This window comes from Meiothermus ruber DSM 1279, assembly GCF_000024425.1.
GTDB classification, from domain to species: domain Bacteria; phylum Deinococcota; class Deinococci; order Deinococcales; family Thermaceae; genus Meiothermus; species Meiothermus ruber.
Genome location: NC_013946.1, coordinates 667,383 through 689,637, shown reverse-complemented (window position 1 = coordinate 689,637; position 22,255 = coordinate 667,383). Strand labels below are relative to the sequence as shown.

Below are 22,255 nucleotides of genomic sequence, written 5' to 3'. Positions count from 1 at the left end.
ATCTGGAAGCAGTCACGGTTGGAGGTGGTGGCCCTGTACCCCGACCAGGACACCCTTCTTGTCGAACAGGGACAATTGGTACGGCGCCAGCAGAGCGTGACCTACCAGCTCTACCATGACCGCCAGGAGGTGGTCCTGGCCAATGAGCGATTGCAGGTCGACTCGGAGCAGCCCGGTATGCTGCGCTTTGTAGAAAACCATCCCCAGCTCTCCGAGGGCCTGCGGCCGCGCAGCATGGAGGAGGTGATGGCGCTGCTGCCGTCCAGTGATAACCAGCGCTCCATCTACGTCGCTGGGCCGATGGTGTTGGTGCGGGAGGAGCGGACGGTGGACGACCACCCGGAGCTGCACCGGGCCTGGCAGATCGACCGGGTTTATCTTTCGAGTGAGCGGGGCTTGGAGCCGGTCTGGGCACGCGAACGGATCAACGACAATATCTTAACTCAAGTTGCCACCTATCCTGACTACGCAGAAAATAAAGGCCACTATGAACTGGACTGTTCTAGTGGCCTTCTGCATTATAGACGATCTGCTCAAGACCCTCGGACACAAGGACGACCCCCAGAGCAAGACCCCCGCCAGCGTCGTCCTCACCCTCTGGATTCTGGCCGCCCTGGCTTTCGCTGGAAAGCACAAGCACGCCCTGATCTATGCCAAAGAGCAGGGTCTTTTCAGCTACATCCCCTCCCCCAGCCGCTTCAGCCGACGGCTGCACAGCCTGGCCCACTGGATACCGCTGCTATTGTCCCTGAGCAAGACTTTATGGGAGCAGCTAAGCTCAGTGGAGCACTACATCCTCGACACCTTACCCCTGCCGGTCTGTGAAAACATCCGCGCGCCCCGTTGCCGCCTGGCCCCAGCCCGCGTATACCGGGGCTACATTCCCAGCAAACGCAGCTACTTCCACGGACTCAAGCTCCACCTGGTCTGCACGGATAACCAGTGGATCAGCGAAGTTCTCCTCACCCCTGGCGCTACCGCGGACGTGGAGGGGTTGTATCGGCTGCCGCTGGACTTGCCGCAGGGAAGCGAGCTGTACGTGGATCGGGGGTACACCGACTATCAGGCCGAAGATGACCTGGCCATGGCTGAGGGCATCCGGCTGCGTGCCATCCGCAAGGGGAACTCCAAGCGCTACCACCCACCCGGTCAGTTCATAGCCACCGTGGGCAGGAAGATTATCGAGTCGGTGGGTGCTGCCCTGACGGAACTATTCCCCAAGCGCATACATGCCACGACCCTCCAGGGCTTTGTGCTCAAGGTGTGGGGCTTCATCTTTGCCCACAACTTCAGGCGGCTGGCTAGTATTTTGTAGGTGGCAACTTGGGTTATCTTAGAGACTGTCTTAATACTTTCTAGGAGGCCAATCTTCTGACCATAAGCCGGATCATTGCCGTGTAGATGAAGGTCTCTGAGCTCTCGGGTAGAAGCTCATAGTCCCGGTTCAGCCGGCGGCTGAAACTGAGCCAGGCAGGGCCAAGCAGACGTGCCTCCGTGTGCGGAGGCACGCTTGTCTGCGTAAGGTGCGCTCCACCACCCATCTGCGGGGAATCACCACAAACCCCCGATGCCCCCGCGTCCTCTTCCGAGGCTGGTCTTGAAGTTGGCATCCGGCCTGCGCACCACCTCCACCGTCCAGCCCAAGGTGCGCCGAACCCATTCCTCGAACCTGCGCTTGTAGCCCCCATCCACAAACAGACGCGATAACCGCTTCGACAGCCCCTGGGTATCCACCAGCAGATGCCGTTTGCGCCCCTTTACCTTCTTGCCCGCGTCATACCCCTGACCCCCCTTTTCCCAAGGTCTTCACGCGCTGGCTGTCCAGAATCCCCGCACTGGGTTCAGGCAGGCGTCCTGCTTTGCGGCGGGTTTTCTCGCGCAGGGTGGTGTGTATCTGTTGCAGGAAACCAGATTTGCGCCACCAACGGAAGGGGCAGGTCGCAGGGCATCATGCGCCAGGCGCAACCGGCGCGGGTGATGTAGAAGAGGCCGTTCAGGATTTCCCGCCAGGGATGCTCCCGGGGGCGATGGGGGGCGGCATCAGGGGTGCCAGGATGGCCCATTCCTGGTCGGTCAGATCGCTTGAGTTCCATGCATGACTGTAGCATGAGGGAGGGTATTAAGACGGTCTTTCATAAACCCCTCACACTTTATTGGGGTCAAAACGTGGGGTCAAAACACAAACCCGAGGATTTGCCCCCTCGGGTTTTGCGTCCTGGACTGGTGGACCGCACAGGACTCGAACCTGTGACCAACCGATTAAAAGTCGGTTGCTCTACCAACTGAGCTAGCGGTCCGTTTTTTGGGCTTGCGGAGCAAACAACTCCCAGCAGCCTTAGAGATTATAGGCAAATGGCCCGAAGTTGTCTATAGCGCGCCCAACCAGCAAAAAAGCCGAGGGCCGGTGGTGCGCCGGCCCTCGAGTTCGAGCAAAATTACCAGATGTAGAAGATGGTCACGATAAAGAGCCAGACCGCATCCACCAGGTGCCAGTACATCGAGGAACCCTCGAGGGTGCCCTGCTCGTGGTTGTCAATCTTACCTGCCAGACCCTGGGCATACGCCAGGGCGAGGCCCGTACCGCCAATCAGCACGTGCGCCCCGTGCAAACCCACAATCAGGAAGAAAGCGGTGAACCACAGGGCCGCCTTCCGGGCCGCCTCCGACTGGCCGGCAGCGTTCAGGGCCTCCACGTAGTGCCCCGAGGCGATGGCAAACTCCCAGATCTGGAAGAGGAAGAAGACCACCCCCAGCAGGATGCTGATCAACATCCCCAGCTTGAAGGGCGAGAACTTGTTGGTGCGCAGGTCGTGGTGGGCGTAGTGAACGGTGAACGAGCTGGCGACCAGGAAGAAGGTGTTGAGCAAGGCCAGCCACAAGGCCGGGCGGTGATCCTCGGGCGGCACTGCCGCACCGGTAAGGCGCAGGTACAGGTAGCCGGCAATCAGAATGCCGAAGAGGGCAATTTCCGAGACGATGAACCAGGCCATCCCCACCCAGGCGTTGGACTTACCGGTCACGGTGTGGTGCACCACCGGGTGGTCGTACTCTTTGCGCAGCGCCCACTGGAACAGGCTGTAAATAAAGAGCACCAGCCCCACCGCCAGCCAGCCACCCCAGCCCGGCACCCCACCCACCGAGGCGTTGCCCATGTCGGGGGCCAGCGAGATTCCGATGCCGGTAATCAAAAGACCCACAGCGGTCATGAAGGGCCAGACGGTAGGGGCCGGTAGGTGGATGGTGGCCGGGTCTACCGGGGTCGGCTTGAGGCCCTCTTTTTCCCAGTCGTAGAGGGGCCGCTCGGACTTGAAGACGGTGGGGAATTGCACGGCAAAGTTATACGAAGGCGGCGGCGAGGAGGTGGCCCACTCGAGGGTGTACCCCCCCCAGGGGTTGTCGGGGGCCTTTACGTTCTGGCGGAAGCTCTGAACCATGGCAATCAGCCAGGCAATACCGCCCAGGGCCAGGATTATCGCCCCAACAGTGGAGGCAAAGTTGAGCTCGTTCCACAGGTACAGCCCATCGGGGTAGGTGTAGTAGCGGCGGGGCATCCCCAGGAAGCCCAGCACGTACTGGGGCATAAAGGTGATCAGATAGCCCACCAAGAAGAGCCAGAAGTGCACCCTACCCCAGAACTCGGGGTACATGCGCCCGGTGATCTTGGGCCACCAGTAGTAAAGCCCGGCAAAGGCCAGGAAGCCCGAGCCAGCCATCAAGACGTTGTGGAAGTGGGCCACCACGAAGTAGCTGTCCTGCACCTGGTAGTCGAAGGGCACCACCGCCAGCATGACCCCGGTAATCCCCCCCAGCAGGAAGTTGAACATGAAGCCCATCACGAAGAGCAATGGGGTCTTGAAATCGAGCTGGCCGCCCCACAAGGTACCCAGCAGGTTGAAGATCTTCACACCGGTGGGTACCGCCACCAGCACGGTGAAGAACACGAAGACCAGCTGGAACAGGAGGCTCTCGCCCACCGTGAACATGTGGTGCGCCCAGACCAAAAAGCCCACCACCGCAATGCCCACCAGGGCAAACACCATAAAGCGGTAACCAAAGACCGGCTTGCGCGAGAAGGTCGAGGCCACCTCCGCGGCAATGCCCAGGTAGGGCAGCAGCATAATGTAAACCGCCGGGTGGGAGTAGAACCAGAAGAACTGCTGGAAGAGCACCGGGTCGCCCCCGATGGCTGGATCAAAAAGGGTAAGGCCCAGCTTACGCGAGAGCAGCACGGTCAGGCTGGCAGCGGTGATGCCGGCCAGAGCGAAAAGAGAAAGCATGGAGGTGGCGAAGATCGCCCACACGAAGATGGGCATCTTCCACAGGCCCATCCCCTTGGCCCGCAGGTTGTAGACCGTGGCGGCAAAGTTGGCCGCGCCCAAGAGGCTCGACAACCCTACCAGCAACACGCCCATCATGAAGAAGTCGGTGCCCAGGCCGGTGGTGCGCGAGAAGGGGTAGTAGAAGGTCCAGCCCACATCCGGCGCACCGCCAAAGAACAGCGAGGTGTAGATGAGCACCGCCGAGAACACAAAAAGCCAGGCCGCAAAGGCGTTGATGCGCGGCAGTGCCACGTCCCGCTCCCCTAGCATCAGGGGCAGGATGAAGTTCCCAAAGCCCGACAGCCCTGCCGGGATAATGAAGAAGAAGAGCATGGTGGCACCGTGCAGGGTGAGCACCTGGTTGTAGGCGTCCCCTACCAGGAACTGCCGCTCGGGGCCTGCCAGCTGCCAGCGGATGGCCACCGCCATCAGGCCGGAAAGCCCGAAGGCCACAAAGGAGGTGACCAGGTAGATCATGCCGACCTTCTTGTGATCGCTGGTGGTCAGCAGATCCCAGACCGTGGCCCAGAATCCCATACGGGAAGTGCTTTGTGGAGTTGCAACAGCCATAGTTGGTTCAATCCTCCCGTTAGAACTTTTCCAGCTTGCTAAAGTCGAGGCCCTCCACCTTGTGGCTCATCAGGTAAGCCGCAATGGCCTTGACATCTTCGTCGGACAGGTTGGGGAAGGCCGGCATCTTGACACCAGGCTTCATGCCGGGGGAGTTTTTGATCCAGGGCTCGAGGTACTCCGGCACGTTGGGCCACATCCCGGCCCCCACCGTGGTGCGGTTGCCAAAGAAGGTCAGGTCGGGGTTGTTGGGAGCCCCCTGGGAAACCCCCTTAATGGCATGGCAGGCCGCACACTGCTGCTTGTAGAGCTCTTGTCCCCGTACCAAGGTCGGATCGGTGGGCGTAGCAGCCTGGAAAGCTCTGGCCCCTTCTATCCAGCGGTCAAACTCCTCTTGTGGCACCACCTTGACCCTAAAGCGCATGTTGGCGTGGGAGGCCCCGCACAGCTCCACGCACTGGCCGTAGTAGGTGCCAATTTTCTCCGGGGTTACCTCGATGTGCGTGACCACACCCGGAATGGCATCCCGGGCTCCCACCATGCTGGTGATGCGGAAGGAATGAATCACGTCGTAGTTGGTGCCATCCCCCCCGGTAATCTCGAAGCGCACCGGCTTGCCAACCGGCAGAATCAGCTCGTTGGAGTTGCGAACCCCGTAATCCTTGTAGTGGAAGTCCCACCAGAACTGCCAGCCCCGCACCTCCACCACCATGGCCCCCGGCGTCGGGCGGTCCAGCTTGAACATGCTCTGGGCGGTAAGGCCAAAGATGATGAGCACAATTACCGTGGGGATTACCGTCCAGGCCACCTCGAGGCGATCGTTACCGTGCATCTGCTCGGGTTCGCCGGTCTCTTTGCCAGTGCGCCGGAACTTGACGGTTACATAGACCAGCGCTCCAGTCACCACCACAAACACCAGGGCCGCAAAGCCCATCACCCAGACCAGCAGCCCCCGGACTTCTCGGTTAAAAGCCGAGGCATCCCGATCCAGGATGTTCAGGGTATGCCCCCCGGCCTGGCCCGGCTCCGCAGCCAGCACCAAACCCAGCATCAGCAGGACGATCAAACCTAAACTTCGTTGCAGCATTCCTCGCATCCTCCCTTGGTCTTGGGGTATTCTATAGCATTTTATTTGGAACCATTTTAGGATACCCGGCTCCAAGCATCCGATATCCTATCCCGATAGGATATTTTAGCTACATCCACAGGGCCCGGTCTATGGCCATCGCGACAAACAGTAATGCCAGGTATAACATTGAGTACTTATACAGCGTAAGCGTCCAGTTTCGCTCCAGGGTCTGGTATAAGCGCCAGCTATACAGTAAAAGCCAGCCGTTGAGCAGCAGCGCCGCCAGCAAATACACCCAGCGCAGCTCGCCCATCAGCACCGGGACAAGGGTAATGACAGTGGTCAGAATGGCATAGAGGCCTATCTGATAGGCCGTCTCGCGCTCGCCGCGCACCACTGGGAGCATAGGAACCCCCACCGCGGCGTAATCGTCTTTGATCATGAGCGAAAGCGCCCAGAAATGCACGGGCGTCCAAAAAAAGATAATCAAGAACAAATACCAGGCAAAAAGGCTCAGTTCCCCCGTCACAGCAGCCCAACCAACCAAGGGCGGGAACGCCCCGGCAGCCCCACCGATTACGATGTTGCTCCAGAAGCGGCGCTTCATGTAGAGGGTGTAGACCAGCACGTACCAGCCCAGCCCGGCCATCGCCAAAAGCGCAGTGGTCAGGTTGGCCCCCCACCAGAGTAATACAAAGGAGAGCAGCATCAGGACGGTAGCGAAAAGGGTGGCGTCGCGGCTGCTAATCTTGTGGGTAACCGTAGGGCGCTGGGCCGTACGTTTCATGCGACCGTCAATATCGCGGTCAATGACCATATTGAAAACATTGGCCGAACCAGCCGCCATATAGCCGCCCACAAAAACCACCAGGAACAAGCCCAGGCCCGGCCACCCACCCGCTGCAATGAACATGGCCGCCAGGGTGGTGAACAGCAGCAGGCTGATGACTCGAGGTTTGGTTAGCCAAAAATAGTCTCGCCATGTGGCGCGCTCGGTGTTAGCAATAGAAACCACCACAGCAGTCTACCTCGCTTTAGCCGCTTCGGCCCTGGATGGCCTCACAGGGTAGGCCAGGCTGAGGGCCGAGACCGTGAGCAAGAGCCAGGTCACCCAGACCAGATCGGAAAGCAACAGGTGAGGAAGCTGGGTGTACAGCGGTGCTGCCTGCAGCACGTTAAGATATCCCACCCCAAGCTGCAAGATAAACAGAAGGCCGGCCATGCGGGCGAATAGTTTGGTGTGGGGGCTGGGGCGCAGCAGCGCGACCAGGTTGGCTACCAGAACCACATACACGCTCACCACCACCGCGATAAAGGGGTGATAGATGCGAAGCTGCACCAAGAAATGCTCACCGGGGGTGAGGGCCCGCCCCACCGCTTCGGCGGTGTTGCGCACCGGAAACAAAGCATCGCCCAGCGAGGTCAGGGCCCCGGCCGCTGCAACCAGCAGGATGCCTCCCAGGCCCAGGCCCAGGGCCCAGCCCACCAGCCCCTGGCCTTTCAAGACCGGGCGGTGCTCGGGGTGGCGCGACCACCAGGCGGTGAGGGTCAACGAACCAATCAGGAAAAGGGTGTTGATGAGGTGAATGGGGGCCACAATGGCCCGGGCCACGCTGGCGTCCTCCCCTACCAGCCGGAAAAGCACCAGCCCGGCCCCCACCAGGCTCTCGGTAATCATGAAGAACATGGCAAGACCGGCCCCCAGCCGGGCCAGGTGACCCTTAGGAAAAGCCCGGCGCGACCAGAGCAGAAGCCCAATGGTCAGGAGCAGCGAAAGACCACTGGTAACCCGGTGGAAAAACTCGATGAAGGTCTCGAGGCCCCTGAAGATGGGCAGCACTTCCCCGTTGCAGGTGGGCCAGTGGGCACCGCAGCCATCCCCGGAGCCGGTGGCCTGCACCACATCGCCCCACAAGATGACCACCAGGGTAAAAACCACCACCCCCCAAGCGTAGTAGGTAAACCGTCGGTTGGACATAAGGAAAAGACCCCCCCTGGGGGTAGTGTCTTTATTCTGCCAGAAGGCCCCAGGATGCACCATTAGGACAATTGTCCCGGATAAAGGGCCCAGGCCCACCCGCCGTATCCTACAGAACGGCCAGCGGGGGTTTGGCCGCAGCGCTTAGTGGTTGTGCGTGGGCATGGCGGTGGGATCAAAGGGAAGCACCGCCCCTCCCCGCTCCAAAAGCCAGCGCTTCATCGTCTGGATTTCACCCGCCTGGCTCCGGCCCATGGCCTCGATAAGCCGACGCGGGAGGCCCGGGGACTGCACCTCGGCCAGGCCCTGCTCAATCATGGGCAGCGCCCCCTGGTGGTGGCGGATCATGAGCTGCAAAAACCGGATCTCAGCCTCGCGGCCCTGCAGGGCCAGCAGCTCGGCTATTTCCTGCTCCGAGGCCATGCCCATGGCCGCAGCGGCCTGGGGGCTGGGGCGCTCAAAACCAATGGTCAGCTGCCGCCACCACGGCAGCCAGCGCCGCATCTGGGCGATCTGGGCGGCCTGCGTGCGGGCCACATCCTGGGCGAAGTAGCGCAGGTTCTGGTCGGCAGCTCGAGGCGCCAGAATCCTAGCCAGTTCAACCGCCTGGGCATGGTGGGGAATCATGGACAGGGCGAAGCGCCCCTCGGGCGTGAGGGGCTGGGCCAGCAACAAGCCCAGCCCCCCCAGCACCAGCCCCACCAGGCCCCATCTGAACCATCTGGGTTGTGGCAGGGTGTAGCGGTGCGCCTGCATGGATTTTGATTCTATTCGCCGAGCCTGTACGGCAAAGGTAAGCAATACACCGATTGCCTCGAGCCAGCACGGCCTTGATTGACACCCCGTGGAAAAGTTGTTATTTTGAGTCGGGAAATAAATAGCGAAAAGCCTTACGGAGCACGCAGGATGCCTAAGTATCTCGAGCACACCCCCCTGGGCAGCACACGGCAGTTACGGCGCTGGCACCGCGCGCGCATCCTGCAGGCCATCCGGGCCGAGGCCGGCATCTCCCGGCTCAGGCTGGCGCGCAAACTGGGCCTCTCACCCTCGGCGGTGACCGAGGTGGTGGCCGAGCTGTTGAACGAGGGCCTCCTGACCGAGCGCCCCCTACCCCCCACCGGCCAGGGCCGCCCCTCGGTGGCCCTCGAGGTCGAAGCGAAGCGCCACCTGGCGCTGGCCTGGGAAATCGACGTGGATCGGATGGCCGTGGCCCTGCTGAACCTCAAGGGCCAGGTGCGGGCCCGGGTGGTGCTACCCCCAGCCCCCCCGCGCCTGGACGAGGCCCTGGCCCTTTTGCAGCAACACACCGCCCCGCTGCTGCCGGGGGTGCGGGTGCTTTCGGCGGGCCTTGCGCTGCCGGGGCTGCTCGAGCCCGTCCAGGGCCACCTGACCCTGGCCCCCAACCTGGGCTGGGCCGACCTGCCCCTGCTCGAGCGCTTCCAGGAGGCCCTTCAGTCGCTGGGCCTGGTGGGGATTCCCGCCGTTGTGGAGAACGAGGCCAACGCCGCCGCCTATGGGCTCTATGCCCTGGGGGGGCTGGCCCTCGAGCACTGCGTCTACCTGAGCCTGGGGGTGGGCGTGGGGGGTGGGGTGGTGGTGGAACGCAAGGTCTACCACGGGGCGCGCTTTCACGCCGGTGAGGTGGGGCACATCCCCCTCGACCCGGAAGGCCCCCCCTGCCGCTGCGGCAAGCGGGGCTGCGCCGAGGTTTTCCTGAGCTACCGCCGCTGGCAGGAAGACCCCAGCCCAGCCCGCCTGAACGAGATGGCCGAGCGGCTGGCCCAGCTCTCGGCCATGGTGCTGGCCACCCTCGACCCCGAGCGCATCGTGCTGGGCGGGCCCCTGGTCGAGGCCACCGGTCAGGCCCTGCTGCAAGCGGTGCAGACCCGGCTCCCCCGCTACGCCCTGGCGGTGCACGACCCCGCCCAGATCACCATCTCGCCCCTGGGCCGCGAGGCCGCCCTGCTGGGGGTGGGGGCGCTGGCCGCCGACGTGTTTATGGAGCAGATGAGCTACGAGGAGGTAGGATAATGTACCAGCCCAGACCCGAGCATAAGTTCACCTTTGGCCTTTGGACGGTAGGCAACATCGGGCGCGACCCCTTTGGCGAGGCCGTGCGGGAACGGCTCGAGCCCGACTACGTGGTGTACAGGCTGGCCGAGCTGGGGGCCTACGGGGTCAACCTGCACGACGAAGACCTGATCCCCCGTGGCACGCCCCCGGCCGAGCGCGAGGCCATCCTGCGCCGCTTCAAGAAGGCCCTGCAGGACACCGGCCTCAAGGTGCCCATGGTCACCGCCAACCTCTTCTCCGACCCGGCCTTTAAGGACGGGGCCCTGACCAGCCCCGACCCCTGGGTGCGGGCCTACGCCCTGAAGAAGAGCCTCGAGACCCTCGACCTGGGCGCCGAGCTGGGGGCCCAGATTTACGTGGTCTGGCCGGGGCGGGAGGGGGCCGAGGTAGACGCCACCGGCAAGGCCCCGCGGGTATGGGCCTGGTTCCGCGAGGCCCTGGACTTCATGGCCGAGTATGCGGAGGAGCAGGGCTACAACTACCGCTTTGCCCTGGAGCCCAAACCCAACGAGCCTCGAGGCGACATCTACCTGCCCACCGTGGGCAGCATGCTGGCCCTGATCGGCACCCTGAAGCACCCGCACCGCTTTGGCCTCAACCCCGAGTTCGCCCACGAGACCATGGCCGGGCTCAACTTCGTGCACGCGGTGGCCCAGGCCCTGGAGATGGGCAAGCTCTTCCACATCGACCTGAACGACCAGCGCATGAGCCGCTTCGACCAGGATCTGCGCTTTGGCTCGGAGAACCTCAAGGCCGCGTTCTTCCTAGTGGATCTGCTCGAGGCCAGCGGTTACGACGGCCCCCGCCACTTCGACGCCCACGCCCTGCGCACCGAGGACGAGGCCGGGGTCTGGGCTTTTGCCCGGGGCTGTATGCGCACCTACCTGATTCTGAAGGAGAAAGCCCAGGCCTTCCGGGCCGACCCCGAGGTGAAGGCTTTGCTCGAGGCCTACTACCAGGCCGACCCCGAGCCTTTGGCCCTGCTGGGGGCCTACAGCCGGGAAAAAGCTCAGCGGCTCAAGCAGCTCGAGCTGCCCGAGGCCTGCCGCAGCCGCGGTTATGCCCTGGAGCAGCTCGACCAGCTCGCCGTAGAGCACCTGCTGGGGGTACGGGGATGAGCCTGGTGCTGGGCCTCGACCTGGGCACCAGCGGCCTCAAGGCGGTGGCGCTTTCCGCCAGGGGCCAGAAGGTGGCCGAGGCCCGGGCGGGCTACCCGCTCCACACCCCCCGCCCCGGCTGGACCGAGCAAGACCCCCTGGACTGGGCCCGCGCCGCCCAGGAAGCCCTGCGCGCCCTCTGTGAGCAACTGGGCGGGGCCGAGGTGGTGGGCATCGGGCTCTCGGGCCAGATGCACGGGGCGGTCTTCCTAGACAAAGCCGGGAACCCCCTATGCCCAGCCCCGCTCTGGAACGACCAGCGCACCGCCCTCGAGGTCGAGCAGATCGAACAGGCCATCCCGCGCAGCGAGCTCATCCGGCGCACCGGCAACGGGGCGGTGACCGGCTTCCAGCTCCCCAAGCTGCTCTGGCTCCGAAACCAGCACCCCGCGCTATTCCAGCGGCTCCACAAGGTGCTGCTACCCAAGGACTACCTGGCCTTCCTGCTGACCGGCGCACTCTCCACCGAGTATTCCGACGCCTCCGGGATAGGCGCCTTGAATCTGGCTGAAAAGCGCTGGGATACCGATATTCTGCAGGCCCTCTCGCTCTCCCCCGACCTCTTTCCCGAGGTGGGCGAAAGCCAGCGGGTGGTGGGTCATCTGAGCCCGGCCTGGGCCCAGGCCACCGGCCTCCAGGCGGGCATCCCGGTGGTGGCCGGGGCCGGTGACAACGCCGCGGCGGCCCTGGGTCTGGGGGTTTCGCGCCACCGCGCAGGGGTGGGCAGCCTCTCCCTGGGCACCAGCGGGGTGATTTTCATCCCCACCGAACAGCCCACCCCCGAGCCCGAGGGCCGGGTGCACCTGTTTGCCCACGCCGACGGGGGCTACCACCTGCTGGGGGTGACGCTCAGCGCGGCGGGCAGCCTGGAGTGGCTGCGGGGCCTCTTCCCCGAGGTAGGCCTGGAAACCCTGCTCGAGGAGGCCCTGCAGGCCCCCCTGGGCTGCGAGGGCCTGTACTTCTTGCCCTTTCTGGCCGGGGAGCGCAGCCCCTACCTGGCCCCCCACCTGCGCGGGGCCTTCCTGGGCCTCTCCCTGGCCCACCGCCGGGGCCACCTGGTGCGCGCCGTGCTGGAAGGGGTGGCGCTCAGCCTGGGCGAGGTTTATCGGGTGATGCGCCCCCTGGCCGGGGCCCAGCGGCTGCTGGCCACCGGGGGCGGCTCGGCCTCCGATCTGTGGCTGGCGCTGGCGGGAGGGGCCCTGGGGGTTCCCATCCACCGGGTGGTGGGGGACGAGGGCGCGGCGCGGGGTGCCGGAATTCTGGCCCTGGTAGGGGCCGGGGTGTATCCCAGCCTCCGCGAGGCCCTGGAGGCCACAGCCCCGGCCGAACAACCGGCCACCCCCCCGTTAGAGGGCCTCGAGCCCCTCCGCAAGGGGTATGCCCAGGCGGTGGAGAAGGTGCTCGAGCTGTACAAAAACTAATTGCCCTGCCGCTACTTTTTTACCGGTTCCGCTCGAACCCTTCACCTTTGGGTGTAAGCCAAGGTGAGGGGTTCAAGCCATGAAACATACGGCCGGAAGGCCCTCCGCGGTCGAAGCTTCCTGTGGGAGATGCTGCTCCGGGCGCAATAGCAATCGGTAGGGTCAGGGCGACGCTACCGATGGGCTGTTCTGGAAAGTCCTCTAGGCCGTTTTGGGTTTTTGAATAAAGCGCATCACAAAATAGACCACCGCGACCACAATCAGCACCGGCACCAGCACCCGCAACAGCGCCCAGACAACGCCAGCCAGCCCCTTGAGAAGGGTGCCCAGGAAAGTGAAAAGCCACCCCCCCACCCACAGTACTACCAGTGCCGCTACAGCAATCAGGAGGCCCAGCACCACCCACTCGAGGATGTCCTGCAACGACCGCTCGTTCATAAGGCTCAGGATAGCACAATGCCCGCTGGCTTCATCCCCCTTTTGGATGAATCGGTGAGCCGAAGCACACAGCCCAGCCTTATCCCAATCAGCACCCTGCTGGCGTACCATGGGGGCGGTGGAACGTTACCGGCTCAGCGAAGGACTGGTGGTAGGCCGCAAACCGCTCCCGGCCGGCGATGTGATTCTCTCGTTCGTGGGGCCGGAAGGCGCGGCCCAGGCCATCGCCCGCAAAGCCCTGCGGCCCACCGGGCGCAGCGGGCGGCTCTCGCTGTTTCACCACCTCCGGTACCAGGTCTATCAGAAGCCCGGCAACGACCTGCCCACCCTGACCCAGGTGGAGCTGGTGGGGCGGCTCGAGGGCCTCGAGGCCCCCGGGCGCTTCCCCTATGCCAGCTACCTGGCCGAACTGGCTTTTCGCATCGCATCGCCCGAGGTGGCGGGCAAGATCTGGCCGTTGCTCATCTCGGGGCTAAAAGGTATCGCCAAACACCCCCACCCCCGCATGGCCCACCTGTGGGCGGGCTGGCGAGTCCTTAAGGCCGCGGGGCTGGCCCCCAACCTGGGAGGCCCGGGCCTGTATCTGCTGGATGGCGAAAGGGTGGAGCAGGGCGGGGTTTATCTGGGGCCAGAGGGGATGCAGGCCCTGGCAGCGGTGCTGCGGCTACCTGGCAGCGAGGCCATTGCGCTGCTGGCAGAAGGCGCGCCGCTGGATCGCCTGCAGCAAGCCCTGCTGGCCCACGTGCGCTATGCCGTGGGGGAGCTTGGCTCGGCCCAGCTTCTCCCGGCTTCTCATGTAAGAGGGAGAGAATGACGCGGATGAAGCTGGCCTTTTTGATGGTACCTGCCCTGGGCGCGGCGCTGTTGTTCGGCACCCTCAATCCAAAGCAAAACCTTCCACGCCCCGCACCCAGCGGCCAGAGCATCCGTGTGCTGCTCTCATATGAGCCGGGCGCAACGTCCTTCGAGGAGAAATACCTCTTCCCCACCCTGCGCCTACTTCCGCTGGGGGGCAGCGTGCAGGTCTCGAGCGGCCCCGACCGCGAAAGCCTGCGGCCCGTGGTGACGGTTTTCGCCGACAAGCCCCTGACCTTCACCCCGCAGAACAACCGTTTGGCAGCCACCTTTGAAGGGCTTAACTTTGCTTTAGACCGCGTGGTTCAGCTCAGGCCCGCCGACCCCAGCGCCCCTGTGCAATACCGCCTGCCCTCCACCGCCCGGCCCGGCCCGGCGCCCGAGTACCCCGGTGAACTCTGGCTCGAGCTGCGCAGCAGCGGTTTGCTGGTGGTCAATCAAGTGGACTATCAGGACTACCTCAAAGGGGTACTGCCCAGCGAGATGCCCCCACACTTTCACCCTGAGGCCCTCAAGGCCCAGGCGGTGGCGGCCCGCACCTATGCCCTCGTCCGGCAGCAGGCCGATACCTACTGGAAACAGTTCGGGGCCGACGTGGACGACTCCTCGAGCGAGCAGGTCTACAACCAAACCCGCCGCCACCCCGCCACCGACGCCGCGGTGGAGGCCACCCGGAATCAAATCCTGACCTTTGAGGGCCAGCCCATCCAGAGCTTCTTCTTTTCCACCAGCCCCGGTGCCACCGCCAGCATCGAGGAGGTCTGGATGGATCGCCCCCCCGCGCCTTATCTGAAGGGCCGGCCCCAGACCAACCCCATCCAGGTTTCGATCGAGAGCGAGGCCGAAGCGCTGGCCTTTTTTCAGAACTGGAACCCCGAGGGCTTTTACGATGCCATCTCGCCTTTCTGGCGCTGGAAGCTGCACCTGAGCCGGGAGGAGCTCGAGGCCCTCCTGAGCCGCACCCTCCCGGAAAGGGCCCGGCTGGCCCCCCAGTTCGTCCAGACCCCCGAAGGCCCGCTTTCGCCGGAGGCCCCGGGCTTCAAGCTGGGAACCCTGCAAAAAATTGCCGTGCTGAAGCGAACCACCGGCGGCTATGTGACCGCGCTGGAAATCCAGACCTCCACCGGACGCTACGTGGTGCGACGGGAGTCCAACATCCGCAGCCTGCTGCGGCCCGACAAGGCTTTTACCGGGGGGGCCGACGTGCTGCTGGAGCTGTGGCAGGGCGGGCCGCGCCTCAACTTCCCCAACCTGCCCAGCACGGCCTTTGCCCTGCAAGAGGAACGCGACGAGCGTGGAAATCTTCTGGGCCTTACCTTCTGGGGTGGGGGCTTCGGACATGGGGTGGGGATGAGCCAGTACGGCGCGCTGGGGCTGGCCCGGCGGGGGTATGGCTACCGGGCGATCCTCGAGCACTTCTACCCCGGTACCACCCTCACCACGCTCAATACCCAGAATAAACGCTAAAAATCCCGCGCGACCGGCGCGGGGTTCTACATCAGCCCAAGTTCTACGAGGCTGGCTCTGTGTTCCTCCGGAAGATCACCCCCAGGCGGGGCAGCACATAGTAGTCGAGGCCAATGTAGCCAGCGGTGCGCCAGGCCAGCACCAGCCAGGTAGCCACGATGAACATCCAGGGGTTCGAGCTCACCGTACCCGCCAGCAGGAAGGCCGCGTTCATAAAGCCGGCGAAGAAGGCCGCCAGGCCGGTAAAGAGGCCCAGGATGAGCGCCAGTCCCACCAGAATCTCGCCGAAGGTTACCAGGTAGCTGAAGAGCACCTTGTTGGGCAGGGCCACGTTCTGGATGAACCAGGCGTACCAGCCGGTCACGTCGGGGTGGTCGCCGGTGGTCTTGGTCAGGGCCCGCTCGAGGAAGCCGCCCACCGCCACGCCGGCCTTGTCGCCCACCCAGGCCGGGTTGTTGAGCTTGCCCCAGCCCGCCTCGAGCCACTGCCAGCCCAGGTACACCCTGAGCACCAGCCAGATGGGCGAGAGCCGCACGTCCGCAAAGAGGAACCTGGTGATCCTGGGCTCGGGAACCTGCAGGTTGGTGTTGATTCTTACCGCTGCCATACCCACCTCCTATTTCGAAATTCAAAGTACGACCAAAAGCAAAGCAGCAGTAGGTGAATCTGTACCCAAGCAAATGTCCCTATCCGGCTGCGCTCGAGGGGGTTATGATGGCTTTTTGGCTTGGAGCCCACCTTCCCCTCATTTAGCGCATTTAATCCAATTGTCTGACGGATTATCCTCCTGCCGTCTCAAATCCGTTATATAATCGGGGCATGGCACAGCCCAGACCCAAGCACGCCTGGATGCGGGAGACCTACCAGAAATCCCTGGCTAAGATGCCCGAGCGCAAGGTGGCCCACAAAACCCTCTCGGACATCGCCCCCGAGCCGCTCTATACCCCCGAAGACCTGCAGGACTTCGACTACGCCGAGAAGCTGGGCTACCCCGGCGAGTACCCCTACACCCGGGGGGTTTACGGCTCGATGTACAGGAGCCGTCTCTGGACCATGCGGATGTTTGCTGGGTTTGGCACCGCCGAGCAGACCAACGAGCGTTTCAAGAAGCTGCTGGCCGCCGGGCAGAACGGGCTTTCCACCGCCTTCGACCTGCCCACCCTGATGGGCTACGACTCCGACCATCCGCTTTCCAAGGGCGAGGTGGGCAAGTGCGGGGTGGCGGTGAGCAGCCTGGCCGACATGGAGATTCTCTTCGAGGGGATCAACCTGGAAGAGGTTACCACCTCCATGACCATCAACTCGCCGGCCAACGCCATCTGGGCCATGTACCTGGCCGCCGCCAAGAAAAAAGGCTACGACTGGAACAAACTGGGCGGCACCATCCAGAACGACATCCTGAAGGAATTTATCGCCCAGAAAGAGTTCATCTTCCCGCCCGAACCCTCCACCAAGCTGGTCATTGATACCTTCGAGTGGGGGCCCCGCAACGTGCCCAAGTGGAACTTTATCTCGGTCTCGGGCTACCACATCCGCGAGGCCGGCTCCACCGCCGTGCAGGAGCTGGCCTACACCCTGGCCGACGGCTTCGAGTACGTGGAGTGGGCTCTCAAACGCGGGCTGGAGATAGACGAGTTCGCTCCCCGCATCTCGTTTTTCTTCAACGCCCACAACGACTTCTTCGAGGAAATTTGCAAGTTTCGGGCTGCCCGGCGCATCTGGGCTAAAGAAATGCGACACCGCTATGGGGCCAAAAACCCCCAGAGCTGGATGCTGCGCACCCACGCCCAGACCGCCGGGGTCTCGCTTACCGCCCAGCAACCCCTCATCAACATCGCGCGGGTAGCCATTCAGGCCCTGGCCGCCGTGCTGGGCGGCACCAACAGCCTGCACACCGACGCCTACGACGAGGCCCTGGCCCTCCCCACCGAGGAATCGGCCAAGATCGCCCTGCGCACCCAGCAGATTATCGCCTACGAGTCGGGCGTGACCCATACCGCCGACCCGCTGGGAGGCAGCTACTACGTGGAGTGGCTCACCGACCAGATGGAGGCCCAGGCCATGCAGATCATTGAGGAGATCCGGCGCATGGGCGGGGTGGTGCGGGCCATCGAGGAAGGCTACTTCCTGCGTGAGATCGCCGACGCCAGCTACCGCTTCCAGCAGGAAGTGGAGCGGGGCGAGCGGATTATCGTGGGGGTGAATGCCTTCCAGGACGAAGGCCTCCAGGTGCCCATCCAGCTCATTGACCCCGAGGTGGAGCGCGTGCAGGCCGAGCGGCTGGCCCAGGTGCGGCGCCAGCGCGACCCCCAGGCCGTGCAGCAGGCTTTGGCAGCGCTGCGGCAGGCCGCCAAAGAGGGGCGCAACACCATGCCCTACTTCGTGGACTGCGCCCTGGCCTACTGCACCCTGGGTGAGATGATGGACGAACTCCGGGCGGTGTACGGGGTTTATGAAGAGCCGGTGCTGGTATAGCGCCCATGCATCCGAGCAACCTCGAGGAGATCCAGCGCCTCTACACCCAGGCCCACTTTGTTCAGCACATCGGCCTGAGGCTGCTTGACGTGGGTGAGGGCTGGTGCGAGACGGCGGTGGACATCCAGGCACACCACCAACAGCAAGATGGCTTCATCCACGCCGGCGTACAGGCCACCATGGCCGACCACAGCGCCGGAACCGCCGCCGCAACGCTGATTAAGCCTGGTCAGTATGTGCTCACCGTGGAGTTCAAGATCAACCTGCTACGACCTGCCCAGGGCGAGCTCCTACGCTGCCGGGCCGAGGTGCTGAAGCCGGGCCGCTCCTTGTGCGTGGTGGAGTCTGTGGTGTTTGCCGAGAAGCTCTTTTCTAAAGCGACAGTAACCTTGGCGGTACTGGATAGGTAAAACCCGCCTATTAGACTCAGATCATGAATCCATTTAGCTACCACAAGCCCCGTTCACAGCTCCCCTACGCCCTCTACCTACCCGCAGGAAAGCCCCCCAAAGGCGGCTGGCCCCTGATTCTGTTCCTGCATGGCTCCGGGGAGCGGGGTAGCGACGGCCGGAAGCAGAGCACGGTGGGCCTTGGCCCGGCCATTCAAGAGAACCCCCAGCGCTGGCCCGCCGTGGTGCTGATGCCCCAGTGCCCCAAGGGACAGCAGTGGGCCGGGGAGCCCCTGGCGCAGGCCTACGAATTGCTGCACCAAGTGGAGCAAGAGCACCAAACCAACCCCCGGCGGGTCTACCTGACCGGCCTCTCGATGGGGGGTTATGGCAGCTGGAACCTGGGCGGCCTGTACCCCCGGCGCTTTGCCGCCATCGCCCCCATCTGCGGGGCCGCCGACCCCTTCATGGTCTGGCAACGGCTGGGCAAGGTGCCCATCTGGAACTTTCACGGCGCCGCCGACGAGGTGGTGCCGGTGAGCTTCTCCAGGGCGCTGGCCGATGCTTTAGCCAAGGCCGGCAACACCCGGGCCCGTTTCACCGAGTACCCCAGCGAAAAGCACGATGTCTGGAACCGGGTGTACCGGGAGCTCGAGTTCATCCAGTGGCTGTTTGCCCAGCAGAAGCGCGGCGGTAGTTGAAGAACGGCTACTCCACCAACAGCAAGCCCCAGACCCGCAACCGCCGGCCTGGGGCAGGTGGTTTGCGCTAAGCGGTTTGCAGGATGGGGATCTCCGAGAGGAAGGTGATGGGCAGCTTGCTGTTGCCCTGGTGGAAAGCAGCCAGGCGGGCCACCACGTTGGCCCCGGCCTTCTTGGCCACTTTCTCGAGCGCGTTCATGGTGCCCCCCGAGGAGACCACGTCGAAGACCAGGGCCACATTCTGGCCCATCAGCTTTTCGGCCATGCGGCTGTCCAGCCAGAGGGTCTCGGTTACGCCCAGGGTCAGCGACTCCACCTCCTGGATAATGGGGTCTTGCATGTAGGGGCGGCGCTTACGGCGCACCACCACATAGGGCTTGCCGCAGAGGGCGCTCATGGTATGGGCCAGCACGATGGGGGAGGTCTCGAGGGTCAGCAGGGCATCGGTCTCGGGGGGCAGGTGCTTGACCAGCCCTTCGGCGGCGGCCTGCACCAGCTCCACATCGCCCATAATCTCAACCAGGGGGATGTGAACGCCCGGCAGGGTTTCAACCACCGGTACATGACGGGTGATTTTGCCTATTGTGATGGGATAGGTTTCCATAGTTACACTCCCTCGTTGCACCAAGGACTTAGCCTATTCGAACACCATGAGTATACGGGTGAATAGCCGTATACGAAGGTCGTCTGGCTCCAGGAATCACGGGGTTGGGACAGCGATCCTTTTACCCCGCGGTTCGGGCCTTCGTTCAATCCGGTTTGAAGAGCGGCAGATGCCCCAGGGCAATCACGTCTTCGCGGGGGGAACCCTCGGTAAACACGGCCAGCACGGCCGCTACCTGCCCGCCCACATCGGTGATGAGATCGGAAAGGCCCTTGAGCGTGCTCCCCGTCGAGACCACATCGTCCACGATGGCCACCTTTTTGCCCTTGATGAGGGGCACATCGGTTCCATCCAGCACCAGAAGCTGGGGCTTGCCGGTGGTGATGGAGATCACCGTGCGCGACACGGGGTTAATCATGTAGGGTTTCTCGGTTTTGCGGGCCACCACATAAGGCTTCCCGGTCAGGCGCGAGAGGGCATGGGCCAGGGGCACGGCCTTAACCTCCGGCGTCACCAGGGTTTCGATCTCGGCCGGCATCCGCTTGGCCAGGGCCGCAGCTGCCTCCTCCACCACCTCGGTATCGCCCAGCATGTTGAACAGGGCCACCGCCACATCGGGGCCCACCTGCACCACCGGTAGCTCACGACGAACCCCGGCTACTTCCACCGCATAGGTTTTCACGGTCATAGTTTATAGGGTTCTGGAAGATTGACAAGCACCGTGCATAACCTGCAGCACACATCGCCTCGAGCCAGTTACGTATACTCAAAGCATGGTACCCGCACGCATCGAAGGAATGGGGGTAGATCCAGGAAATGGCAACCTGATCGTGATGCTCAGGGCCGAGAACGATCTGCTCCTGCCGGTGGTGATCGGGGCCTTGGAAACCCAGAACATCATGGTGCACCTCTCGGGCGAGAAACCCCCCCGCCCGCTGGGCCCCGACCTGTTCTACAACACCCTCGAGCTGCTAGGGGTAAAGGTGCTGCGCCTTGAGATCGCCGAACTGAAAGAAGGTACTTTCTACGGCCGTCTCATACTGGAACAGCGCGGCCTGGAGTATGAGATCGACTGCCGCCCTTCCGACGGCATGGCCCTGGCCATCCGCGCCGGGGCCCCCATCCTGATTGCCGAGCAGGTGCTCGAGCAGGCCGGCATTAAAGAATCGCAGCTAAACCGTCGGGGAGAGCCGCCCAAGGCATGAGGCGCCTGCTGGCTCTTTTCCTTGGGCTGGCCCTGGGCCTGCCGGGGCTGGCCCAGCGGCTGGCGGTGCTGGGCGACTGGGGGGCCGAGACCCCGCACCGCCCGCTGGTGGCCCAGGCCCTGCAACAGCAGCACCAAGTCCAGCCCTTTGAGGCCCTCCTCACCCTGGGGGATAACTTTTACCCTCGAGGCCAGCCCGTGCGCCGCTATCTGGAAGAGCTGCCCCCAGTACGCATTTATCCCGCATTTGGCAACCACGATGTACCCGCCCTGACCAAGCAGCTCGAGCTGTTCAGGGTCGAAGGGCCCTACTACGCTTTCCGGCTGGAAAACCTCGAGGTCTTCGTGGTCTACTCGGAGCATTTCAGCCAGGCCCAGCGCCGCTGGCTGGAAGCCGCCCTCAAAGCCTCCCAGGCCCCCTGGAAGATCGTGGCCCTGCACCGCCCCCTCTACTCCTCGGGGTTTCATGGGGGGGCCCGCAGCCTGCGGCAGTCCATCGAGCCCCTACTCATCCAGTACCGCGTGCCGCTGGTGCTGGCCGGGCACGAGCACAGCTACGAGCGGCTCGAGGCCCGGGGCGTCGTGCACATCGTTGCCGGCGGGGGCGGGGCCTGGCTGCGCGACTTTCGAGTCGTACAGCCACAAAGTAAGGTTCGGCTGAAAAGCCCCAACTACCTGATCCTGGAAGCCAGCATCGAGCGGCTGCTAATCACGGCCTACAACGAGAGGAACGAGGTAATTGACCGCGTGGAGCTGAAGAAATAGCAAGGCCGCGGGTGCTAGGCATCCGAGCGCAGGTGTACGTGGACGTGAAAGACCTCCTGCCCGCCTTTCTCCCCTACATGAATGCGGATGAAGTAGCCCTCGAGGCCCATCTGCTTGGCGATGCGGTTGGCCGTCAACATCAGCTTGCCCAGCTTGAGCGCGCCCTCGGGGGTGTCGGGGTAGTCGGCCAGGGTGGGGATGTACTCTTTGGGGCAGACCAGGATGTGCACCTTCGAGCGCGGGCGAATGTCCTTAAAGGCGATGAACTCGTCGTCTTCGTACACGATGTCCGCCGGCAGCTCACGGCGGATGATTTTGCCAAACACCGTGGGGTTCTCCATACCGCCTAGACTATAACGCTTCGAAAGCCGGGCCTGGCAAAATAGTAGGGAGGTAAGTCTATGGGATCGCTACCAGCAAGGGCCCTCTGGACGGGCGTTTTTCTAATACTGGTCTCTACCCTGGCGGTCATGGGCTCCAAACTCACCCCTACCGCGCTGATTCCAGGAATTCTGGGCCTTTTGATTGCCTTGATGGGCATCTGGGCCGACAAAACCCCCAGCCAAAAAAACCTGGCCATGAACATCGCGCTGGGGCTCTCGCTGCTGGGCCTGCTGGGGTCGCTGCGCGGCATCCCGGACTTCATCACCCTCCTGGGGGGTGGCACGGTGGAGCGCCCCGTGGCCGCCATGGCCCAGTTTGCCACGGTGTTCATCTGCCTGGGTTTCAGCATCCGCTGGCTGGTGGAGCGGCGCCGCAAGGCTTAGAGC

At 63.6% G+C, this 22,255-nt stretch carries 20 protein-coding genes, 1 tRNA gene and 2 pseudogenes; 12 read left to right on the top strand and 11 right to left on the bottom strand.

Annotated features, from left to right (window positions below; translation table 11 throughout):
- The first annotated feature begins 487 nt into the window (after window positions 1–487).
- Complete coding sequence (locus MRUB_RS03610; RefSeq protein WP_013012997.1) at window positions 488–1,315, top strand: IS982 family transposase; 828 nt, start codon at window positions 488–490, stop codon at window positions 1,313–1,315.
- 40 nt (window positions 1,316–1,355) lie between these two features.
- Here MRUB_RS03610 and MRUB_RS15505 read toward each other — a convergent pair.
- The 6 genes and pseudogenes from MRUB_RS15505 to MRUB_RS03575 all read right to left on the bottom strand — a co-directional run bounded on the left by MRUB_RS15505 (window position 1,356) and on the right by MRUB_RS03575 (window position 8,692).
- Window positions 1,356–2,041, bottom strand: a pseudogene (locus tag MRUB_RS15505) (transposase).
- Between the two features lie 180 nt (window positions 2,042–2,221).
- Window positions 2,222–2,297, bottom strand: a tRNA-Lys gene (locus MRUB_RS03600).
- A 138-nt stretch (window positions 2,298–2,435) separates the two neighbouring features.
- Window positions 2,436–4,856 carry a cbb3-type cytochrome c oxidase subunit I gene (locus MRUB_RS03595; RefSeq protein WP_013012996.1) on the bottom strand — a complete coding sequence of 807 codons (2,421 nt, stop codon included), beginning with the start codon at window positions 4,854–4,856 and terminating at the stop codon, window positions 2,436–2,438.
- Between the two features lie 52 nt (window positions 4,857–4,908).
- A complete protein-coding gene (coxB, locus tag MRUB_RS03590) occupies window positions 4,909–5,976 on the bottom strand; it encodes a cytochrome c oxidase subunit II (protein WP_013012995.1) in 1,068 nt (355 codons plus the stop codon).
- Window positions 5,977–6,085: 109 nt separating this feature from the next.
- A pseudogene (locus MRUB_RS16070) lies at window positions 6,086–7,936 on the bottom strand (heme o synthase).
- Between the two features lie 144 nt (window positions 7,937–8,080).
- Window positions 8,081–8,692 (bottom strand): DUF305 domain-containing protein, encoded by a 612-nt coding sequence (locus MRUB_RS03575; RefSeq protein WP_013012992.1) that lies wholly within the window; start codon window positions 8,690–8,692, stop codon window positions 8,081–8,083.
- 150 nt (window positions 8,693–8,842) lie between these two features.
- On the opposite strand from MRUB_RS03575, the gene MRUB_RS03570 reads away from it, so the two are divergent.
- Genes MRUB_RS03570 through xylB form a run of 3 tightly spaced genes read left to right on the top strand, consistent with a single transcriptional unit; the run spans window position 8,843 to window position 12,587 of the window.
- Window positions 8,843–9,967 (top strand): ROK family transcriptional regulator, encoded by a 1,125-nt coding sequence (locus tag MRUB_RS03570; RefSeq protein ID WP_013012991.1) that lies wholly within the window; start codon window positions 8,843–8,845, stop codon window positions 9,965–9,967.
- Window positions 9,967–11,127, top strand: a complete 1,161-nt coding sequence (xylA, locus tag MRUB_RS03565; RefSeq protein ID WP_013012990.1) for a xylose isomerase — start codon at window positions 9,967–9,969, stop codon at window positions 11,125–11,127. The genes MRUB_RS03570 and xylA overlap by 1 nt, the downstream gene beginning before the upstream one ends.
- Window positions 11,124–12,587, top strand: coding sequence for a xylulokinase (gene xylB / locus MRUB_RS03560; RefSeq protein ID WP_013012989.1), 1,464 nt, complete (start codon window positions 11,124–11,126; stop codon window positions 12,585–12,587). Before xylA ends, xylB begins: the two co-directional genes overlap by 4 nt.
- Window positions 12,588–12,788: 201 nt before the next feature.
- Here xylB and MRUB_RS03555 read toward each other — a convergent pair whose 3' ends face one another.
- Window positions 12,789–13,025, bottom strand: a complete 237-nt coding sequence (locus MRUB_RS03555; protein WP_013012988.1) for a hypothetical protein — start codon at window positions 13,023–13,025, stop codon at window positions 12,789–12,791.
- Window positions 13,026–13,134: 109 nt separating this feature from the next.
- Between MRUB_RS03555 and recO the strand changes: the two genes are divergently transcribed.
- Both recO and MRUB_RS03545 read left to right on the top strand, forming a co-directional pair.
- Window positions 13,135–13,839, top strand: coding sequence for a DNA repair protein RecO (gene recO, locus MRUB_RS03550; protein WP_013012987.1), 705 nt, complete (start codon window positions 13,135–13,137; stop codon window positions 13,837–13,839).
- Window positions 13,836–15,347 carry a SpoIID/LytB domain-containing protein gene (locus tag MRUB_RS03545; RefSeq protein ID WP_013012986.1) on the top strand — a complete coding sequence of 504 codons (1,512 nt, stop codon included), beginning with the start codon at window positions 13,836–13,838 and terminating at the stop codon, window positions 15,345–15,347. Before recO ends, MRUB_RS03545 begins: the two co-directional genes overlap by 4 nt.
- A 43-nt stretch (window positions 15,348–15,390) precedes the next feature.
- On the opposite strand, the gene MRUB_RS03540 is transcribed toward MRUB_RS03545, so the two are convergent.
- Window positions 15,391–15,954, bottom strand: a complete 564-nt coding sequence (locus tag MRUB_RS03540) for a TQO small subunit DoxD (protein WP_013012985.1) — start codon at window positions 15,952–15,954, stop codon at window positions 15,391–15,393.
- A gap of 212 nt (window positions 15,955–16,166) precedes the next feature.
- Here MRUB_RS03540 and MRUB_RS03535 point away from each other — a divergent pair, with 212 nt between their 5' ends.
- From MRUB_RS03535 to MRUB_RS03525, 3 genes are read left to right on the top strand one after another with little or no spacing between them, the layout of a single operon-like run.
- Window positions 16,167–17,822, top strand: a complete 1,656-nt coding sequence (locus MRUB_RS03535; RefSeq protein ID WP_013012984.1) for an acyl-CoA mutase large subunit family protein — start codon at window positions 16,167–16,169, stop codon at window positions 17,820–17,822.
- Window positions 17,823–17,827: 5 nt separating this feature from the next.
- A complete protein-coding gene (locus MRUB_RS03530) occupies window positions 17,828–18,232 on the top strand; it encodes a PaaI family thioesterase (protein ID WP_013012983.1) in 405 nt (134 codons plus the stop codon).
- A 23-nt stretch (window positions 18,233–18,255) separates the two neighbouring features.
- On the top strand, window positions 18,256–18,912 hold the full coding sequence (locus MRUB_RS03525; RefSeq protein ID WP_013012982.1) for a carboxylesterase family protein: 657 nt from the start codon (window positions 18,256–18,258) through the stop codon (window positions 18,910–18,912).
- 67 nt (window positions 18,913–18,979) lie between these two features.
- Here MRUB_RS03525 and MRUB_RS03520 read toward each other — a convergent pair whose 3' ends face one another.
- Window positions 18,980–19,516, bottom strand: coding sequence for a phosphoribosyltransferase family protein (locus tag MRUB_RS03520; protein ID WP_013012981.1), 537 nt, complete (start codon window positions 19,514–19,516; stop codon window positions 18,980–18,982).
- A gap of 145 nt (window positions 19,517–19,661) precedes the next feature.
- Window positions 19,662–20,204 carry a phosphoribosyltransferase family protein gene (locus MRUB_RS03515; RefSeq protein ID WP_013012980.1) on the bottom strand — a complete coding sequence of 181 codons (543 nt, stop codon included), beginning with the start codon at window positions 20,202–20,204 and terminating at the stop codon, window positions 19,662–19,664.
- Between the two features lie 85 nt (window positions 20,205–20,289).
- Between MRUB_RS03515 and MRUB_RS03510 the strand changes: the two genes are divergently transcribed.
- Complete coding sequence (locus tag MRUB_RS03510; RefSeq protein ID WP_013012979.1) at window positions 20,290–20,721, top strand: bifunctional nuclease family protein; 432 nt, start codon at window positions 20,290–20,292, stop codon at window positions 20,719–20,721.
- Window positions 20,718–21,485: a metallophosphoesterase family protein gene (locus MRUB_RS03505; protein WP_013012978.1), complete on the top strand. Its 768-nt coding sequence runs from the start codon at window positions 20,718–20,720 to the stop codon at window positions 21,483–21,485. Before MRUB_RS03510 ends, MRUB_RS03505 begins: the two co-directional genes overlap by 4 nt.
- A 14-nt stretch (window positions 21,486–21,499) precedes the next feature.
- On the opposite strand, the gene MRUB_RS03500 is transcribed toward MRUB_RS03505, so the two are convergent.
- Window positions 21,500–21,826: an HIT domain-containing protein gene (locus tag MRUB_RS03500; RefSeq protein ID WP_013012977.1), complete on the bottom strand. Its 327-nt coding sequence runs from the start codon at window positions 21,824–21,826 to the stop codon at window positions 21,500–21,502.
- A 60-nt stretch (window positions 21,827–21,886) separates the two neighbouring features.
- Here MRUB_RS03500 and MRUB_RS03495 point away from each other — a divergent pair, with 60 nt between their 5' ends.
- On the top strand, window positions 21,887–22,252 hold the full coding sequence (locus MRUB_RS03495; RefSeq protein ID WP_013012976.1) for a hypothetical protein: 366 nt from the start codon (window positions 21,887–21,889) through the stop codon (window positions 22,250–22,252).
- Window positions 22,253–22,255 lie beyond the last annotated feature (3 nt).

Bases quoted from the DNA above. Each gene is read 5' to 3' on its own strand.
- MRUB_RS03510 (WP_013012979.1), top strand. From the start codon at position 20,290: ATGGTACCCGCACGCATCGAAGGAATGGGGGTAGATCCAGGAAATGGC.
- recO (WP_013012987.1), top strand. From the start codon at position 13,135: ATGGGGGCGGTGGAACGTTACCGGCTCAGCGAAGGACTGGTGGTAGGC.
- MRUB_RS03540 (WP_013012985.1), bottom strand. From the start codon at position 15,954: ATGGCAGCGGTAAGAATCAACACCAACCTGCAGGTTCCCGAGCCCAGG.
- MRUB_RS03545 (WP_013012986.1), top strand. From the start codon at position 13,836: ATGACGCGGATGAAGCTGGCCTTTTTGATGGTACCTGCCCTGGGCGCG.
- xylA (WP_013012990.1), top strand. From the start codon at position 9,967: ATGTACCAGCCCAGACCCGAGCATAAGTTCACCTTTGGCCTTTGGACG.
- MRUB_RS03505 (WP_013012978.1), top strand. From the start codon at position 20,718: ATGAGGCGCCTGCTGGCTCTTTTCCTTGGGCTGGCCCTGGGCCTGCCG.
- MRUB_RS03500 (WP_013012977.1), bottom strand. From the start codon at position 21,826: ATGGAGAACCCCACGGTGTTTGGCAAAATCATCCGCCGTGAGCTGCCG.
- coxB (WP_013012995.1), bottom strand. From the start codon at position 5,976: ATGCTGCAACGAAGTTTAGGTTTGATCGTCCTGCTGATGCTGGGTTTG.
- MRUB_RS03610 (WP_013012997.1), top strand. From the start codon at position 488: ATGAACTGGACTGTTCTAGTGGCCTTCTGCATTATAGACGATCTGCTC.
- MRUB_RS03515 (WP_013012980.1), bottom strand. From the start codon at position 20,204: ATGACCGTGAAAACCTATGCGGTGGAAGTAGCCGGGGTTCGTCGTGAG.
- xylB (WP_013012989.1), top strand. From the start codon at position 11,124: ATGAGCCTGGTGCTGGGCCTCGACCTGGGCACCAGCGGCCTCAAGGCG.
- MRUB_RS03595 (WP_013012996.1), bottom strand. From the start codon at position 4,856: ATGGGATTCTGGGCCACGGTCTGGGATCTGCTGACCACCAGCGATCAC.
- MRUB_RS03555 (WP_013012988.1), bottom strand. From the start codon at position 13,025: ATGAACGAGCGGTCGTTGCAGGACATCCTCGAGTGGGTGGTGCTGGGC.
- MRUB_RS03525 (WP_013012982.1), top strand. From the start codon at position 18,256: ATGAATCCATTTAGCTACCACAAGCCCCGTTCACAGCTCCCCTACGCC.
- MRUB_RS03575 (WP_013012992.1), bottom strand. From the start codon at position 8,692: ATGCAGGCGCACCGCTACACCCTGCCACAACCCAGATGGTTCAGATGG.
- MRUB_RS03520 (WP_013012981.1), bottom strand. From the start codon at position 19,516: ATGGAAACCTATCCCATCACAATAGGCAAAATCACCCGTCATGTACCG.
- MRUB_RS03495 (WP_013012976.1), top strand. From the start codon at position 21,887: ATGGGATCGCTACCAGCAAGGGCCCTCTGGACGGGCGTTTTTCTAATA.
- MRUB_RS03535 (WP_013012984.1), top strand. From the start codon at position 16,167: ATGGCACAGCCCAGACCCAAGCACGCCTGGATGCGGGAGACCTACCAG.
- MRUB_RS03570 (WP_013012991.1), top strand. From the start codon at position 8,843: ATGCCTAAGTATCTCGAGCACACCCCCCTGGGCAGCACACGGCAGTTA.
- MRUB_RS03530 (WP_013012983.1), top strand. From the start codon at position 17,828: ATGCATCCGAGCAACCTCGAGGAGATCCAGCGCCTCTACACCCAGGCC.